The organism is Paenibacillus woosongensis, from assembly GCF_009725165.1.
Lineage (GTDB): Bacteria > Bacillota > Bacilli > Paenibacillales > Paenibacillaceae > Fontibacillus > Fontibacillus woosongensis.
In genome coordinates this window covers 263,366-279,449 of record NZ_WNZW01000004.1, presented here as the reverse complement: position 1 = coordinate 279,449, position 16,084 = coordinate 263,366, and the positions used below count along the sequence as shown (strand labels likewise).

Genomic DNA, 16,084 nt, shown 5'->3' with positions numbered 1-16,084 from the left:
CATGCGGCGAAATGATTTATCCGGTATTAGCTACCGTTTCCGGCAGTTATCCCAGTCTTACAGGCAGGTTGCCTACGTATTACTCACCCGTCCGCCGCTAAGTTATTTCGGAAGCAAGCTTCCAAAATAACTCCGCTCGACTTGCATGTATTAGGCACGCCGCCAGCGTTCGTCCTGAGCCAGGATCAAACTCTCCAATAAAGGATGAAAGCATCACATATCCAATGGATGGGATCTTTCATCCCAGGTGAAAGGAAGTTTTACCAATGGTAAATTCTCTTTCAGCTAAGGTGTTTGACTTGCTCATTTCAAAACTGACGAGATCAGATTTGCATCTGACTCTATTATTTAGATTTCACTTCCGTGAAACCCGCTCACTCGTTGTTCAGTTTTCAAAGATCAACCTTGTTTCGTGTGTCGCCATCGTTTCAGCAGCGACTTAAATAATATAACACATTTTTTATCGGCTGGCAAGCACTTTTTTTGATAAAAATAAAATCAATTAAGTTTTCGCCACCCGCCCTCAAAGAATAATCTATCATCTTTTTATCGGGACATTTAATATATCATATAAACCAATCATTCAGCAAGCAGTTTTGCAATCATTATTCATAGTAAAAAAAGGAAGAGACGCCTCGGCGCCTCTCTGCGTTTTTGTCTAATTATTAATCCAAGGATTGCGTTTGCGGCTGCGTTTTTTTCTTGTCGCCGGCTTCTTGTTTTTTGCTTCCGAACTCCGCTCTGGTTTACCTTTCCTGACTTCAGAAATATTCGCATCTTTCTGGGCTTGCTCCGGCGTATCCGTACCTTGATCCGTACTGTTTCTTTCTTTGGCCTGGTCTGCTGCCTGGATATTCGCTGTATCCTCCCTATTTCCGCCTTTATACCAATCCTCGTGGTGCATTTGCTCAGGAGCACCGAATCCTCCTAACGGAGACACAGGCACATTAGGCATTACCGCTTGGTACGGCTGAACCGCAAAAGGTGCGTTCGCGTACGGTTGGATAGTCGAGTGTCCGGAGCAGCCGCAAGGTGAATAGGTGTGATGCGGCTCATAGTAAGGAGCAGACCATGGATAGGCTACATTAGGTGAGACTGATGAATTGGGTAAGACAGATGCGGGTGATACAGATGCATTGGGCGATACATTAGCCCCGTATAGGGGAGCAACATTCGATGAGAGCTGGGCCTGCCCCCAAGGCGAATTGTCGCTTCCCGGAAACGGTGCATTGGGCGCATAGCTTTCTGGCATAACATTCCCTGCTTCGGGATAAACATGCGGCTGATGATGAGAGTGATGATGAGAATGATGATGATATGGCAGATTTCCATGGGCATAAGGATGTGCAGGTGCACATGGATTCATATATTGAGGCGACTGATAAGGCGCATTCGACAGACCCGGGTATTCTCCCATGGCAGCCTCATTCGGCCATGCTGGCGGAAAATCGTAATAAGAAGATACATGTTCATTCTCGAAATGATAAGGAGAGTGCAAATTCTCCTGATGTGTGCCATGACCGGAGCAGCCGCACGGAGAATAAGGCATGGGCTGACCAGACACTAACATCGGCGGCTGTTCGACTTGGAACTGAAAAGGTGATACTAACTCAGGATAATGCGGCATGGGATGGCAAGGAGGCTCCTCGTATTTGATTGGCTTTACCTCCATTTGAGGCATCTGCTGAGGAACGACGGGCATGACATTTTCTATGATTTTAATATTCTCAACTTTGACGCTCTCCAGTTTAATGCTTTCAGGCTTCACGATAGGAGCCGGCTTCGGATTCTCCACAATCGGTTTGATATTCTCTGGCTTAGGATTCTCCGTAATCGGTTTGATATTCTCCGGCATCACATTCTCTGGCTTAATATTTTCCGGTTTAATGTTTTCAGGCTTGATGTTCTCCGGTTTCACATTTTCAATAGGGGCCGTATTTTTCTTCTGGATCGGGCTAACCAGGTTCGGATTAGGCGCGGCATTATTGGATGGATTGTTCGCCCCTGGATTTGCTCCACCGGGAATGTTGATCACATCCCCAACGTTAAGTACATTAGGATCACTCAACTGCGGGTTGGCATTTACCAGAGCCTGCAATGGCAGTCCCCAGGCTTTGGACAACTTCCAAAGAGAATCCCCTTGCTTCACAGTATGCTTGTAGATGATCCCTTCTTCCACGGGAACGGCCGAAGTAGGTATCTTAACCTTCATTCCTATGCTAAGCTCATCTGGATTGCTGATTTGCGGGTTGGCCTCGATTATTTTCTGCAGAGGAACATCATATTTTTTTGATAACTCAAACAAAGTATCTCCTTGTTTTACGATATGGATTTTCACGTGCTAAAGACCTCCTAGGTTTCTTCTCCGGACCGTGATCTTCGCCCGGGGCCCATTTAATACATCCTATGCAGGAGCCCGGCTTTTGACATCCATGTAACGAAAAAAACCTATCCTTCTTTATAGAAAAAAGGATAGGTTCCTTAAATTTAGAGTCTTACCAAACTTTTAAGCCGTCTTTATCCACAATGCTGCGGAATTCCTCCAACAGCTTGAGCGTGATCGGGCCGGCATGTCCCTCACCAATAATCCGCCCATCGACTTCGCGGACCGCGATAACCTCAGCCGCCGTTCCTGTCAGGAACACTTCATCAGCTACATAAACATCATGAAGCGTAAACGGCTCTTCCTTCAGCTTATAGCCCTTCTCATGGCAAATATCAATGATGGCTTGGCGGGTAATCCCTTCTAGCGCGCCTAAATAGCATGGCGGTGTCGTAATGACCCCGTTCTTCACGATAAAAATATTATCTCCCGAGCCTTCGGTCACGTAGCCTTGCGAGTTCAGCATAATCGCTTCACCTGCGCCGGACAGGTTCGACTGGATTTTTACCAGGATGTTGTTCAAATAGTTCAGCGATTTGATTTTCGGATTCAGCGCGTCCGGAATATTGCGTTTCGTCGATACGGACACCGTCTTCAAGCCGGTTTTGTATGCCTCCTCTGAATAAATCGCGAGCTGCTCAGCGATGATAATGACAGAGGCCTTAGGACAGCGATTCGGATCCAGCCCCAGGTTGCCTGCACCGCGTGACACAACCAGACGGATGTACCCGTCGCGGAGCTCGTTACGACGCAGTGTTTCGACCAATGCGTCCTCCATTTCCTGATACGTGAGTGGAATGTTCAGCATGATCGATTTTGCGGAATCATACAAGCGGTCCAAGTGCTCTTTGCATTTGAAAATATTCCCGTTATAGATGCGAATTCCTTCGAATATCCCATCACCGTATAAGAAACCATGATCGTATACGGAGATTTTTGCATTTTCCTTTGTTACGAATTGTCCATCTAAATAAATCCATTGTTCTGCCATTATTTTCGCACCTCCAGCTTTTGATTTTTCACAGAATAACTTGGGTAGGAACCAAGTATACGCACTTGGCAGCCTAACGCCTCAATCTCTCCGATGGCTGATTTCAGCAGGACAGTGTCCAGGGAGGAGAGGACATCCATATAAAAATAGTAACTTCCAAGCCGCTTCTTGGTAGGTCTCGATTCGATGCGAGACAGGTTCAGCTTCCGCCAGGCAAACGCCGACAACACTTGGTGCAAAGCGCCCGGAAAATCCTCGGGAAGCGTGACCAGAATGCTCGTTTTATCCTGGGCAGACTCACTCCGTTTCAATTGGAGCGGCTCCTGACCGATCAGGACAAACCGGGTGTAATTGTTGTCATGATCCGTGACCCGGTCGGCTAAAATATCCAGCCCATGGGTCTTGGCGCCAAGCGCGGTGCCGATTGCCGTCCAGCCTTCGCCAGGGCGCTCCTTAACAAGCTTTACGGCTTCCGACGTACTTGCGACATGCTCCAGTTCCGCTTGAGGCATGTTGGCCTTCAGGAACTGCATGCATTGCGCCATAGCCACCGGATGTGACAGCACCTTGGTCACTTTTGCATAATCAATCTGACTCGCATCGGAATCCGATACGAATTCTTTCCTGTCGCCGATTAAATTTTGAATGGAAGGGTACACCCACTCTACTTGCATCGGGATGTCGACTTCATGAACAAGCCAATCCATATGCAAACTAACGGAGCCTTCAATCGTATTTTCAATCGGAATAACGCTGTACTGGCTTACACCGTTTGCCGTCGCCAGAAACACGTCGGAAATCTGCTTGCAATGATGCAGCTGTACCTGCTCTTCACCAAATAAATGAAGAACAGCCTCATGAGATACCGAGCCTTCCGGCAGCAACGCGATTACTTTCATGCTCTGACTTCCCCTTTTATGGAATCAATGAACTGCTCACCTGTATTTATAGTAAGCGTCTTAGCGCCTTGTGTGCAAGGTTGCAGCCAAATCGTCTGAGCCTGGATTCCCTGTTCGCCAAGCACCTCATGCAAAAAGCGCTCTAATTCTGCGCTTCTTTTCTCGCGGCGGTCCATCAGCGCCAGCAGCGTCGGACCCGCTCCACTAAGCGCCGCGCCAAGGGCGCCGTGCTCCGTCGCCTCTTTCAATATGCGCTCCATTCCCGGCACCAAGGAAGCACGGAACGGCTGATGCAGCCGATCCTGCATCGACGCACGAATCAGGTCAAGCCTGCCGGAAGCCATCGCTGCTGTAAACAGAGAGGTCCGGCTAATATTAAATACGGCGTCGCCCAAGCTGACCTGTTCGGGAAGTACCTGGCGCGCTTTCGATGTAGAGAGCTGGAAGTCGGGAATCGCCACCAAAATCTCCAGATCGGCCGGCGGCTCGATCCGTAAATACTCAGCGTGGGCTCCGTCCCAAACAGCCGTAATCAATCCCCCAAACAAGGAAGCGCCGACATTATCCGGATGCTTCTCAAGCGCCGTAGCCATATCGAACAGCTTGGCTTGATCCAGCGGCGAGCCGATAAGCTCATTTGCTGCGACCAGTGCACCCACGATCGCCGATGCACTGCTGCCAAGACCTCTGGTAAGCGGAATATCCGAATACATGGAAATTTCCAGCTCGGGAAGAGATACCCCTGCTTCGCGAAAAACGGATTGAGCTACCTCGTAAATAAGATTGCTTTTATTGGCTGGAATCCCCTTCATCTGATCGCCGTATAAATGAATATTCGTCGCTTCCGCTTGTTTCATTTCAATCCAGGCGTAAAGCGACAGGGCCATGCCAAGCGTATCGAAGCCTGGACCCAGATTTGCCGTACTTGCAGGTACTTTGACGCGTACGCCCGCTTCAGGCATCATTGCTGCTCTCCTTGCAGCTTCGCGATGGCCGCCATAACTGCTTCTTCCGTATCCTTCACAACAATTGGTTCGCTGCCAATGCTCTTGATCGCAATATTAGGATCCTTCAAGCCATGGCCAGTCAAGACGCAAACAACGGTTTCTCCACCTTTAAAGTAACCTTCGCGATGAAGCTTATACACACCGGCAACAGATGCCGCAGAAGCCGGTTCCGCAAAAATGCCTTCACGCGCCGCAATCGTCTTATATGCTGTCAAAATTTCTTCATCGGTTACGTAGTTGATCTGTCCGCCAGACTCCTCTGCGGCGGCTACTGCCGTCTTCCAGCTTGCCGGGTTGCCGATGCGGATTGCGGTTGCAACAGTTTCAGGCTCTAGAATCGGCTCTCCTTTAACGATAGCCATCGCTCCTTCAGCTTCAAAGCCGACCATGCGCGGAAGTGAATTACTCTTGCCATGCTGTTGATACTCCTTAAAGCCCTTCCAGTATGCAGAAATATTCCCCGCATTGCCGACTGGAATCGCCAGGACGTCCGGCGCTTTGCCCAATTGGTCGCAAACTTCAAACGCTGCCGTCTTCTGTCCTTCAATGCGGTACGGGTTCACCGAGTTCACCAGCGTAATCGGATGCTTCGCCGTAATATCGCGGACGATTTCAAGCGCACGGTCAAAGTTTCCTTCGATGGCAATCACTTTGGCTCCGTAAATCATCGCTTGGGCCAGTTTACCGAGAGCGATGTTATTGTTCGGGATCAACACGATGCAGTTCAGCCCTGCACGCGCCGCATACGCCGCAGCTGCAGCGGACGTGTTCCCCGTAGAGGCGCACATAATCGTGTTGCTGCCTTCTTCAATCGCCTTAGCCACGGCCATGACCATTCCGCGATCTTTAAATGAACCCGTTGGGTTCAGACCCTCATATTTGAAATACAGATCGAGCCCCAGCTCCTCGGACAGATTATCAGCACGAACGAGCGGCGTATTGCCTTCATGCAGCGTTAGCAGCGGTGTGTTGTCGTTAATTGGCAAATACTCTTTATAGGTATGCAGCAATCCAAGATATCTCATGAAATAAAAACCCCTTTTATTATTAGGAATAAACGAGAAGATCTTTAACCTTCTACGCGATACACGCTCTTAACGCGGCGAATAACCTTCAGTGTCTCGAAATGCTTCAGCACTTTATCCATGTTCGCCTTCGAGGCATGATGAGTAACGATAATGATTTCAGCATCCGGCGTATGCTCATTTGGCGATTGCACCACCGATTCCAGACTGACATCATATTCCCCGAACACTTGAGTAATTTGGGCCAGCACGCCAGCTTTGTCGTCTACTTCAAGCAGCAGGAAGTTCTTGTAGGCGATTTGCTCGTCGCTCTTCAGCTTCTTCGCTTTATAAGGAACCATTGCTTTCAGGCCGTTGACTCCGAGCTTCAGATTCTTCACTACCGCAACCAAATCAGCAACTACCGAAGTGGCCGTCGGCATTTCCCCGGCTCCAGCGCCATAGAACATCGTCTCGCCAACCGCTTCGCCATGGACATAAACAGCGTTGAATACGCCGTTTACCGCAGCGATCGGATGGCTTTTCTTGACCATTGTTGGCTGGACGCTAACACTAAATTCGTCGTCCTGGCGATCGGCGATGCCGAGCAGCTTCATCTCATAGCCCAGCTTCTTCGCATAAGCGATATCCTCCTTGGACACGCTCGAAATCCCCCGGACATCGACATCGCTCAGCTCCACGTTCGTTCTGAAGCCAAGCGTTCCCAAGATGACCATCTTGCGGGCCGCATCCAGGCCTTCCACGTCTGAAGTCGGGTCAGCCTCGGCATAGCCAAGCTCCTGTGCTTCCTTGAGGACATCCTCGTAGGATGCATCTTCTTGGCTCATCTTGCTCAGAATATAGTTTGTCGTCCCATTAACAATCCCCATAATCTTAACGATGCGATCCGAAGAGAAGCCCTCGATCAGCGTCCGAATAATCGGAATCCCCCCAGCCACACTTGCTTCATAGAATACATCACATTGCTTCTCCAACGCCTTGGCCATGATCTCCGAACCATAGAGAGCCATAAGATCCTTGTTTGCCGTTACAATATGTTTTCCCCGATCCAGCGCTTCGAGGATATATTCCTTGGCAGCCTCCACACCGCCCATCACCTCGACAATGACATCGATTTCCGGATCGCGGATCACCTCCCAGGGATCCTCCGTAAGCTTGCTTTGCTCGATTTCAATGCTTCTGGCCTTCTCCAGATTTTTAACGGCTACCTTCTCGATGATGATCGGAGATCCGACTTGACTGCTCAAATCCTCCTGATGTCCTTCGACGATGCGTACAACGCCGGTTCCTACAGTGCCAAGCCCCAGTAATCCTACCTTAACGGGTTTCAATATAAGTCCCCTCCTGTTCCCTATGCGGGTTGTTTATCGAATTGTGTTGCGGGAGATACCTATCCTTGACCGACGATTTGAATTTTCTTTACGCCGGAGATTTCTTGCAATGCCTTGATCATCTTATCCAGTTCCTCCGTCAGCCGCGAAGTTTCCACGGAGATGACCACATTTGCTCTTCCTTGTAAAGGAATGCTCTGATTGATCGTAAGCACGTTCCCTCCCGATCCGGCAAGCAAGGAAAGTACTTGGGATAAGATGCCGGAGCGATGTTCCAGATCGAACGATATCGTGACGATTTCTTCCCGCTCCATCTGGTTCAACGGATGAATGCCGTCCTTATACTTATAAAAAGCACTGCGGCTAAGCCCGACCTGGAGCGTCGCTTCATGCACGGTTTTAACGTCCCCGGCAGCAAGCAGCTGCTTCACCTGAAGCGTCTTGATCACTGCTTCCGGCAAAATATCTTCACGGACCAAGTAATAACGCTCCTTCACAAACGTCCTCCCCTTAAAGACTATTGTTTTCGTATAGTGGACATTATAACGAAAAAAAAGTCTGGAGGCAACCTATTTTCCGCACAGATTTTCGCGAATTTCTCCTGAACCCGGTTTTAGCCGATATACAGCAAAGAGCACCCTTTACAGGTGCTCTCCATAAAGACTTTAATAGTAGCTGCTTCCCTCAACAAATTCGAATTCAAAATCGCCGATGCGGACAATTGTTCCGTCCTTGGCGCCGCGTCTCCGTAATTCGTCGTCCACGCCCATATGCCGCATGGTACGCGCAAGCTTGAGAATGGCGTCATGCGTATTCAATTGCATCCGCTTCATCATTCTTTCGATCTTCGCGCTCTCGACGACAAAATCCTCGTTCTCGCGGCGAATCACGAAGTCCTGCTCCTCTTCCTTCTCCAGCTTATAAATTTTCCGTTCGCTTAATTCGGTAACTTCCTCCAGCGCTGGCTCCTCCGGGATTTGATCAAGCAAATCAGCCGTTCTGTAAATCAGTTCCTTGATCCCCTGACGGGTCAGGGAGGATATCGGCATGATTTCAAGATCAGAGCGAATCTCGCTTACCTGTTTGCGGAATTTCTCCAAATGTTCCGCCGCCTCCGGCATATCCATCTTGTTTGCGGCTACGATCTGCGGACGATTCTCGAGCTGGGCGTTATACAGCTTAAGCTCTTCGTTGATCTTCAGCCAGTCGTCGAACGGATCGCGGCCTTCCGATCCGGCCATATCGACAACATGGATAATAACGCGCGTCCGCTCCACATGGCGAAGAAATTCATGACCTAGACCCACGCCCTCATGCGCCCCTTCGATAAGGCCCGGGAGGTCGGCCATTACGAAGCTGCGCCCTTCGTCGACGTCCACCACCCCGAGATTCGGCGTTATGGTCGTAAAATGATAAGCACCAATTTTCGGCTGAGCCGCAGATACAACGGATAACAGCGTGGACTTGCCTACGCTTGGAAATCCGACCAGCCCCACGTCGGCCATCACCTTAAGCTCCAGCACAATCCAGCGCTCCTCGCCTTCCTCTCCATGCTCTGCAAGCTCTGGAGCCGGGTTGCTCGGCGTTGCAAAGCGGGTATTGCCCCGGCCTCCGCGGCCCCCTCTCGCGACTACGATTTGTTGCCCGTGCCGGGTTAAATCGGCGAGCACCTCCTGGGTGTCGTCATCGATAATGACCGTTCCCGGCGGAATCCGAACGATCATATTTTCGGCATTTGCCCCGTGCTGGCTTTTGTTTCGCCCCTTGACGCCGCGATCCGCCTTAAAATGCCGCTGATAGCGGAAATCCATAAGCGTGCGCAGACCTTCGTCTACACGGAATATGACGTCGCCGCCCTTGCCGCCGTCGCCGCCCGCAGGACCGCCTTCCGGAACATATTTCTCCCGGCGGAAGGCAACGATACCGTCGCCGCCGTCGCCGCCTTTTACATACACTTTCGCTTTATCTATAAACATGCGTTCACCTCTTTTAAATTTCCGCACAGCATCCTTAGCCGTACCGAAGCCTGCCCGGAATCTCCGTGCTCTGCACGAATTTGTTTTCCGTCCAAGACTTCAGATAACCGCTGAAAGAGGATTTCCTTATTTCCTGAGCTTTCCTTCTGAACGAAACTGACCGACAACTCGTTATGTTCAAGGCCAATCGACATTTTAAGCTGCAGCATTTCTCCCCAAGAGGAACGGCCGGCAAATTGGAAGGCCCGGATCGTGTCAATGATGGCCTCCGTTAACTCCTCCGCATCCTCGGCAGTGAGCAGCTTGCCTAACTCCAGGTCGTCTTCAATGCTGACCTCGAGTTGAACCGAACTGTTCACTTCACGAAAAGATTGCAAATAAAAAACCAGCGAAGGGATGCCCAAGCGGGATATTTTGCTCTCTACGGCCATCCTTTCCTTTATTCTGTCCACACAGCTGGCCAGTTTATCAATCTTGCCCAGTTGAATGTATCCGTACAAAATTTGCAGGTCGTTCATCCAATCATGCCGGTGGTGACCAAGTGTGGCAGCCGCGGTTCTTTGCACCGATTCCAGCAGCTGCTTCCTTTCATTCGTCGCCCGATCCTTCACATATTTGATATAACCCCACAACACCGCCAGCAAACCTACGCACAACACAACATACCATACTGTCGATTCAACGAAGTACAATATCACCAACAAAGCAAGCGTTAGCGTTCCGGCAATGACCGGCACTGTGAACCGATGTTTCATGAATTTCCCCGTTCCTCTTCAATTGGGTACATGACCTTTTTATTTTTAACATCTTTACCCAGTATATCACAATCCTTGTCCCCACATTGACTTAAAAAAGTATAGTGAAGCAAGTAATCTCAAAAAAGCCCTCGGCACGAGTGCCGAGGGCTTATAAGCAAGCTATTAAGCTTCAACTGCTGCCGCTACAGGAGCAACTTCCACAGGGTAGACGCTCACTTTCTTGCGATCGCGTCCCCAACGTTCGAATTTAACAACGCCGTCGACTTTTGCAAACAGCGTGTCGTCTTTACCGATTCCCACGTTGGTACCCGGATGAATCTTCGTTCCGCGTTGGCGAACAAGAATGCTTCCGCCTGTTACAGTTTGGCCATCAGCACGTTTTACGCCAAGGCGTTTAGCAATACTGTCACGACCGTTCTTTGTGGAACCTACACCCTTCTTGGATGCGAATAACTGGAGATCCAATTTCAACATTATAGTCTACCTCCTTCTTTAAATAATGATATCTTGTATCTGAATATACTCACCGTATGACATTTCGATACTTTGCAGCATAACGACCATAGAAGCAAGGAGAAGCTGTGCCTGCTCCAGAGCTTTCGGCTGCTCCACATGAGGAAGACTCGCGTTTAAGAACCCGTTCTTCATCTTGGAATCCATGACGACTCCGGTCAGCGTTTCGATGGAATTCACTGTTCCAACGGTAACGGCGGATACCCCGGCGCACACAATGTCTTGGCCTGGCTCGGCATAATGGGCATGACCTTCTACTTTGAAACCATGTATTTCGTTATCCTTACGACGCAATATGGAGACGCTAATCAAGGTACGTCACCTTCTTACGCTTGGATTTTCTCGATGGTCACTTTCGTGTATGGTTGACGATGACCTTGTTTCTTGTGGTAGTTCTTCTTCGGTTTGTATTTATAAACGACAACCTTGCGGCCTTTGCCGTGTTTCTCAACTTTCGCTGTTACACTAGCACCGGCTACTACAGGAGTTCCCGCTACCAAACCGTCGCCTTTGGATACAGCCAATACACGGTCGAACGTCACGCTTGCGCCGTCCTCTGCGTTCAATTTCTCGATGTAAAGAACATCGCCCTCTTGAACACGGTATTGTTTACCGCCAGTTTCGATAATTGCGTACATTTGCTTGCACCTCCTCATGTCTCAGACTCGCCTAATTCAGGTGCGCCGCGTTAGCGGCGATCTTGTTGACCTGATCGGAGCGGTTACAGCATGTGCACAAGCTACACTCATGACACATACTTAACTATAATATCACGGAGAAAGGTCAAAATCAATCGCTTCCGCAAATTTAATCCATGCCCGAAGCAGCTGTCTCCTCCCGTATTCGCTTTCTCGTCATTTCAAGCAATCCAAGTCGTGTCCAGCCAAGGATATGATGTTGGGTCCGATCGCCCTGCATGCAGCTGTGAAGCTTGTCCAACACGGCATCCCTGTGCTCCTCGCGATCCATATCGATGAAATCGATGATGATAATGCCCCCAGTATCCCTGAGGCGAATCAGCCTGGCCATTTCGTCTGCCGCCTCGAGATTGGTCTGGAACACCGTTTCCTCCAGCGAGTTTCCGCCGATGTATTTCCCTGTGTTGACGTCAATGACAGTCAGCGCCTCCGTCTGATCCCACACCAAGTATCCCCCGCCAGGCAGCCACAGCTTCCGCTGGAAATCCTTATCCAGCTGGCTCTGCACGCCATAAAACTCAAATAGAGGAACTTCCTTATCGTAAATTTTGATGGCCTGCTCATGACCGGGAATCATCATCTCCAGGAATGCGGCCACTTCAGCGGCCCGCTTTGGGCAGTCCATAATGATCTCATCCGTCTCGGGACTGTACACATCCCTCATCAGCCGCTGAACCATGCTAAGTTCCTGATGCAGAAGAGCGGGCGCGATATGCGTCTTGCTCTTCTCCAATATCCCTGACCACTGTTTGCGTAGCAGGGACAGGTCCATGGCGATGGCTTCCAGCTCCTCAAGCTCGGCCACGGTGCGGAGAATAAGCCCTTCCTCCTCCTCCCGAAGCTCGTCGCCGATCGCTTTAAGCCGATGTCTCTTATCTTCGTCAAAAATCTTCTTGGAGACCGCAACATATGCGGCTGAAGGCATGTATACGAGCCAGCGGCCGGGAAGCGAATAATGCGTCGTAACTCTCGGTCCTTTGTTGCCGATGGCGTCCTTTACAACCTGCACGATAATATCCTGGCCAGGCTGAAGCAGCTCGGAAATCGGCGGTTTAACTTTCGGTTGTCTTTCCAAATGTGGATGAAGCACGTCATCGATATATAGAAAAGCATTCTTCTTCTGCCCGATATCCACGAAGGCAGCCTGCATGCCGGGAAGCACATTGACTACGCGCCCTTTAAAAAAACTGCCGACAAGCCCCTTGGCCTGACAGCGCTCTACGGCATACTCCACCAGTCTGCCGTCCTCCTGGAGCGCCATTTCGGTAGAGCCGGAATTGCAGTGAATAATCATCCGTTTCACGATCTCACCCTCTGTCTGCATTGCAACGCAATGAATATGATGTGATTATACCACGGCGGGATACTATGCCGCAGGCCCGCCTTTAAAATAGGAGGAAATAACCCGTTGCTCCGGCACAACGGCAATGATCCTTCCCTGACGGTTCATCACATAGATAAAATGGTATTTTTCCCTTTTAAAAAGACGCAAAATATGGTCCAAAGGTTGCACTTTATCCGCTACAATCGGTTGTGCCAGGCTGCCATGAAGCAAATGGCGCGAGAACGAACGCTCTCTGTTCATCAGGAATCTCATGAAGCGATAGGGAATGTTGCGGTAATCCACATAATTGGAATAGAGCAGAAACAGCCCTATTAGCAGCAGGTTCAACTGAAGCATTCCGCCCTGTAAGAACAGGGGATACAGCGCATAACCGATAAGCAGGAGGCTGAACAACAAGCTGATGCGCAGCGACCAGACGAGCGCCAAATGGTACGGCAGAATAATACTGCAGAGCGACTGGAATATCTTCCCTCCGTCCAGCGGCAGAACCGGAAGCAAGTTGAATAATGCGATAAGCACATTTCCCTGTACAAAATAGTCATAGTAAGGCCCGTCCCACAATCCGGCGGCATGCAGGAGCCAGGCGCAGCCAATCAGCAGCCCGTTCTGCAAGGGGCCGGCTAGCGCAATTATCATCTCGCGCCCCGCATTCAAATAAGCCGTATCCTCCATTACCGCAACGCCGCCAAACGGCAGCAGCTGCACAGAGAGAACATGGACGCCAAACCATTTTGCAGCGGCCACATGCCCCCACTCGTGAATGAAGACGATCGCAAACAAAGTCAGCAGCTCCAGGAAATGGCCCGTAATGACAGATGCCAGCATGACGAGGACAAACAACGGGTGAAAAGATATCGCAATGCCGCCCCATCTAATCAAATGGAATCACATCCGCAGGATCGATATAGCGATCATTTTTCTTCAATGCGAAATAAAGGGTCGGGACGTTCTGTTCGGATGACGCTGCCAGCTTCCCGACCAAATCCCCGGACTCTAGCCAGTCCCCTTTTTCTACAAAGGATTGAAGCAGGTTGCCGTAAATAGACACGTAACCTCCTGCATGCTGAACGACAACCGTCTCGCCTGTGAAGGCATCGTTGCCGACGCTCAGCACCCTCCCTGTTTCTACGCTTTTAACCTGTAAGCCCGTACTCGAATCATTGGCGGGTACGATGTTAATTCCCCTTAAACTGAGTGCAAATGCACTGGCAATTCTACCGTCGAGCGGAGTAGAGAAGCTGCTCGCATTGTTAACTTTAACGCCTTTATCTTCGCTTTGCCGAAAGATCGGTATGAAAGTCGGAGCTCCGCCAAAGTTACGCTTATACCATGCTTCAGCCGCCCCAAAGTCCATTTCATAGGTTAAGGAATGGGCCACGAATAGGCGGATGGATCCCGCCCAAGGCGGTTCATACCGGTTAACGGCCCATAGTCCGGCAAAGAGCAGCATGCTGATGCAGAGACGTATGAATAGCATGCCCCAGAAGGAAGGTCCCTTTCCATCCTTCGGCATGACTGAATCCTGCCGGTCGAACAAACCGGTATCATTCCAGCGGCCTTGTCCATGCTTCCACATCCATTCCGGGTCCTGCTCCTTGTCCGACGCATTTTTCGCACTCTGGCGGATATCCTGCGTGCGTTCGCCGTCCACTGCATGATCCATGTCCCGTATTGCAGGGTATCTCTCTGCAGAGTGCCGCGTCATCTCCTGCAATCCATGATTAACTTCCTTCATATAAGGATGTCCGCCCGAGACAAGCTGCTTGATTCGTTCTTCCCGCCGCCGCTTCACATTCGATTTTACGTCCATCGTCCATATCCCCTCCGAATAGCATCAGGCGATTTCTTTCCAATACGTGCAACATGTCAGGCTGCACCCGGCAAACATGTTGTATTTAGTTTATGAGCGGTTTGAGCGGAATATGAACAAGCTCCTCTGATGAAGGCAAGCCCATTACGCATTTATGGAACACAAAAAAACCGGCGCTTGCAGCGCCGGCCTCAATTTCTAATCTACCTCATATTTCTCCTGGTGAAGCATAATGCTGAATACCAGTCCAATGCACAGCATATTCAGCAGCAGCGATGTTCCTCCATAGCTAATGAATGGCAGCGTAATACCTGTAATCGGCATCAGGCCAATCATCATGCCTACATTCTCGAAAATTTGGAACAGAAACATCGCCGCAATGCCCACGATAATATAAGCTCCCCGCTTATCTATGCAGCGAAGCGCGATTTGAATCATCCTGTAAATAAACAAAAAGTAGAGCAGCATCAGTAAGGATGAACCTACGAAACCGAATTCCTCGCCTACAACGACGAATATCGAATCCGAATACGGGTAAGGAACAAATCGTTTATTTTTTAGCTCGCCCTGTAAAAAACCGTCACCCGTCAGCCCGCCGGAACCAATCGCAATTTTGGCATAGCTGGACTGGTGCTTGGCATCATTCGAGGCCAAATCCGGATTGATAAACGTATTGATCCGCTGGTACCAGTGCAGTTTCCCCTTATCGGCCAGATAATCGTGAATTTGCGTGTTATAAGCATTAAATAATGTAACGAACACGATCAGGAAAGCCACGAATGCCGTCAGGCCAACGAGCACATGGCTGTATTTCGTGTTGCCGATCCATAGCATGGCGCAAAGTACTACCAGATAGATGATCGCATTCCCCAAATCCGGTTGAATCAGCACCAGCAAGAAAGGCAGCAAGGTTACCGCCGTAATCGGAACAACGTCGCGCCGGAAGCTGAGCAGCCGGCCTTCCCGCTTCCCAAGCAAATAGGCCGTAGTCATAATCAAAATGATTTTGACGAGCTCAGCCGGTTGAAACAATAGGCCTCCCGGAAGCTCAAACCAGCTTCGTGCGCCATTAATTTCCGGCGCAAACAAGAAGACAAGAACGAGCAGCAAGCTGCCCGTTCCATATACATACCAGCTATATCGAAGCAACGTGCGGTAATCGACGATCGACATGCCGAATACCACGGCAAAGCCGAGGCCATAGAACATTAAGGTCTTTAAATCGTAGTTCTTGAAATCGGGCGCATATGGAGCTATTGCACTATGAACGAGCATCGTGCTCATAATCATGAATAAGACCAGGATCGCCACCATAAGCCAATCGATTTTTTTGAGTTTGAAGAACAAA

At 49.9% G+C, this 16,084-nt stretch carries 16 protein-coding genes, 1 rRNA gene and 1 other annotated feature; all 17 genes read right to left on the bottom strand.

Features of this window, described 5'->3' with window-relative positions; all coding sequences use genetic code 11:
• A 16S ribosomal RNA gene (locus tag GNP95_RS14315) occupies positions 1-201 on the bottom strand; the annotation flags it as partial.
• 457 nt (positions 202-658) lie between these two features.
• On the bottom strand, positions 659-2,338 hold the full coding sequence (locus GNP95_RS14310) for a LysM peptidoglycan-binding domain-containing protein (protein ID WP_155611536.1): 1,680 nt from the start codon (positions 2,336-2,338) through the stop codon (positions 659-661).
• A 157-nt stretch (positions 2,339-2,495) separates the two neighbouring features.
• A complete protein-coding gene (gene ilvE / locus GNP95_RS14305) occupies positions 2,496-3,374 on the bottom strand; it encodes a branched-chain-amino-acid transaminase (RefSeq protein ID WP_155611535.1) in 879 nt (292 codons plus the stop codon).
• Positions 3,374-4,273 carry a prephenate dehydratase gene (pheA, locus tag GNP95_RS14300; protein ID WP_155611534.1) on the bottom strand — a complete coding sequence of 300 codons (900 nt, stop codon included), beginning with the start codon at positions 4,271-4,273 and terminating at the stop codon, positions 3,374-3,376. The genes ilvE and pheA overlap by 1 nt, the downstream gene beginning before the upstream one ends.
• Entirely contained in the window at positions 4,270-5,238 is a 969-nt protein-coding gene (gene thrB / locus GNP95_RS14295) for a homoserine kinase (protein ID WP_155611533.1), read from the bottom strand. Before thrB ends, pheA begins: the two co-directional genes overlap by 4 nt.
• A complete protein-coding gene (gene thrC / locus GNP95_RS14290) occupies positions 5,235-6,305 on the bottom strand; it encodes a threonine synthase (RefSeq protein ID WP_155611532.1) in 1,071 nt (356 codons plus the stop codon). Before thrC ends, thrB begins: the two co-directional genes overlap by 4 nt.
• A 44-nt stretch (positions 6,306-6,349) precedes the next feature.
• Positions 6,350-7,636: a homoserine dehydrogenase gene (locus GNP95_RS14285; RefSeq protein ID WP_155611531.1), complete on the bottom strand. Its 1,287-nt coding sequence runs from the start codon at positions 7,634-7,636 to the stop codon at positions 6,350-6,352.
• 59 nt (positions 7,637-7,695) lie between these two features.
• Positions 7,696-8,133, bottom strand: coding sequence for an ACT domain-containing protein (locus GNP95_RS14280; RefSeq protein WP_330163444.1), 438 nt, complete (start codon positions 8,131-8,133; stop codon positions 7,696-7,698).
• A gap of 168 nt (positions 8,134-8,301) precedes the next feature.
• Positions 8,302-9,612, bottom strand: a complete 1,311-nt coding sequence (obgE, locus tag GNP95_RS14275) for a GTPase ObgE (RefSeq protein ID WP_155611530.1) — start codon at positions 9,610-9,612, stop codon at positions 8,302-8,304.
• Positions 9,603-10,367 carry a Spo0B domain-containing protein gene (locus GNP95_RS14270; protein ID WP_155611529.1) on the bottom strand — a complete coding sequence of 255 codons (765 nt, stop codon included), beginning with the start codon at positions 10,365-10,367 and terminating at the stop codon, positions 9,603-9,605. The genes obgE and GNP95_RS14270 overlap by 10 nt, the downstream gene beginning before the upstream one ends.
• A 165-nt stretch (positions 10,368-10,532) precedes the next feature.
• The gene (rpmA, locus tag GNP95_RS14265; protein WP_019638294.1) at positions 10,533-10,844 is read right to left on the bottom strand and encodes a 50S ribosomal protein L27; all 312 of its coding nucleotides are present in this window, start codon (positions 10,842-10,844) and stop codon (positions 10,533-10,535) included.
• Positions 10,845-10,862: 18 nt separating this feature from the next.
• Positions 10,863-11,195: a ribosomal-processing cysteine protease Prp gene (locus GNP95_RS14260; RefSeq protein WP_155611528.1), complete on the bottom strand. Its 333-nt coding sequence runs from the start codon at positions 11,193-11,195 to the stop codon at positions 10,863-10,865.
• Between the two features lie 14 nt (positions 11,196-11,209).
• Positions 11,210-11,521: a 50S ribosomal protein L21 gene (gene rplU, locus GNP95_RS14255; RefSeq protein ID WP_055105540.1), complete on the bottom strand. Its 312-nt coding sequence runs from the start codon at positions 11,519-11,521 to the stop codon at positions 11,210-11,212.
• A 13-nt stretch (positions 11,522-11,534) separates the two neighbouring features.
• Positions 11,535-11,616 (bottom strand) — a sequence feature (ribosomal protein L21 leader region).
• Between the two features lie 74 nt (positions 11,617-11,690).
• Positions 11,691-12,884 (bottom strand): Rne/Rng family ribonuclease, encoded by a 1,194-nt coding sequence (locus tag GNP95_RS14250; RefSeq protein ID WP_330163443.1) that lies wholly within the window; start codon positions 12,882-12,884, stop codon positions 11,691-11,693.
• Positions 12,885-12,947: 63 nt separating this feature from the next.
• Entirely contained in the window at positions 12,948-13,805 is an 858-nt protein-coding gene (locus tag GNP95_RS14245) for a site-2 protease family protein (protein ID WP_155611526.1), read from the bottom strand.
• Positions 13,798-14,736: a M23 family metallopeptidase gene (locus GNP95_RS14240; RefSeq protein ID WP_155611525.1), complete on the bottom strand. Its 939-nt coding sequence runs from the start codon at positions 14,734-14,736 to the stop codon at positions 13,798-13,800. The genes GNP95_RS14245 and GNP95_RS14240 overlap by 8 nt, the downstream gene beginning before the upstream one ends.
• Positions 14,737-14,934: 198 nt before the next feature.
• Positions 14,935-16,083: an FtsW/RodA/SpoVE family cell cycle protein gene (locus GNP95_RS14235; RefSeq protein ID WP_196427182.1), complete on the bottom strand. Its 1,149-nt coding sequence runs from the start codon at positions 16,081-16,083 to the stop codon at positions 14,935-14,937.
• Between the last annotated feature and the right edge of the window lies 1 nt (position 16,084).

What these genes read in the sequence shown, in the direction of transcription:
- GNP95_RS14240 (WP_155611525.1), bottom strand. Translation starts at nt 14,736, where the DNA reads ATGGACGTAAAATCGAATGTGAAGCGGCGGCGGGAAGAACGAATCAAG.
- ilvE (WP_155611535.1), bottom strand. Translation starts at nt 3,374, where the DNA reads ATGGCAGAACAATGGATTTATTTAGATGGACAATTCGTAACAAAGGAA.
- rpmA (WP_019638294.1), bottom strand. Translation starts at nt 10,844, where the DNA reads ATGTTGAAATTGGATCTCCAGTTATTCGCATCCAAGAAGGGTGTAGGT.
- thrC (WP_155611532.1), bottom strand. Translation starts at nt 6,305, where the DNA reads ATGAGATATCTTGGATTGCTGCATACCTATAAAGAGTATTTGCCAATT.
- obgE (WP_155611530.1), bottom strand. Translation starts at nt 9,612, where the DNA reads ATGTTTATAGATAAAGCGAAAGTGTATGTAAAAGGCGGCGACGGCGGC.
- GNP95_RS14270 (WP_155611529.1), bottom strand. Translation starts at nt 10,367, where the DNA reads ATGAAACATCGGTTCACAGTGCCGGTCATTGCCGGAACGCTAACGCTT.
- pheA (WP_155611534.1), bottom strand. Translation starts at nt 4,273, where the DNA reads ATGAAAGTAATCGCGTTGCTGCCGGAAGGCTCGGTATCTCATGAGGCT.
- rplU (WP_055105540.1), bottom strand. Translation starts at nt 11,521, where the DNA reads ATGTACGCAATTATCGAAACTGGCGGTAAACAATACCGTGTTCAAGAG.
- thrB (WP_155611533.1), bottom strand. Translation starts at nt 5,238, where the DNA reads ATGATGCCTGAAGCGGGCGTACGCGTCAAAGTACCTGCAAGTACGGCA.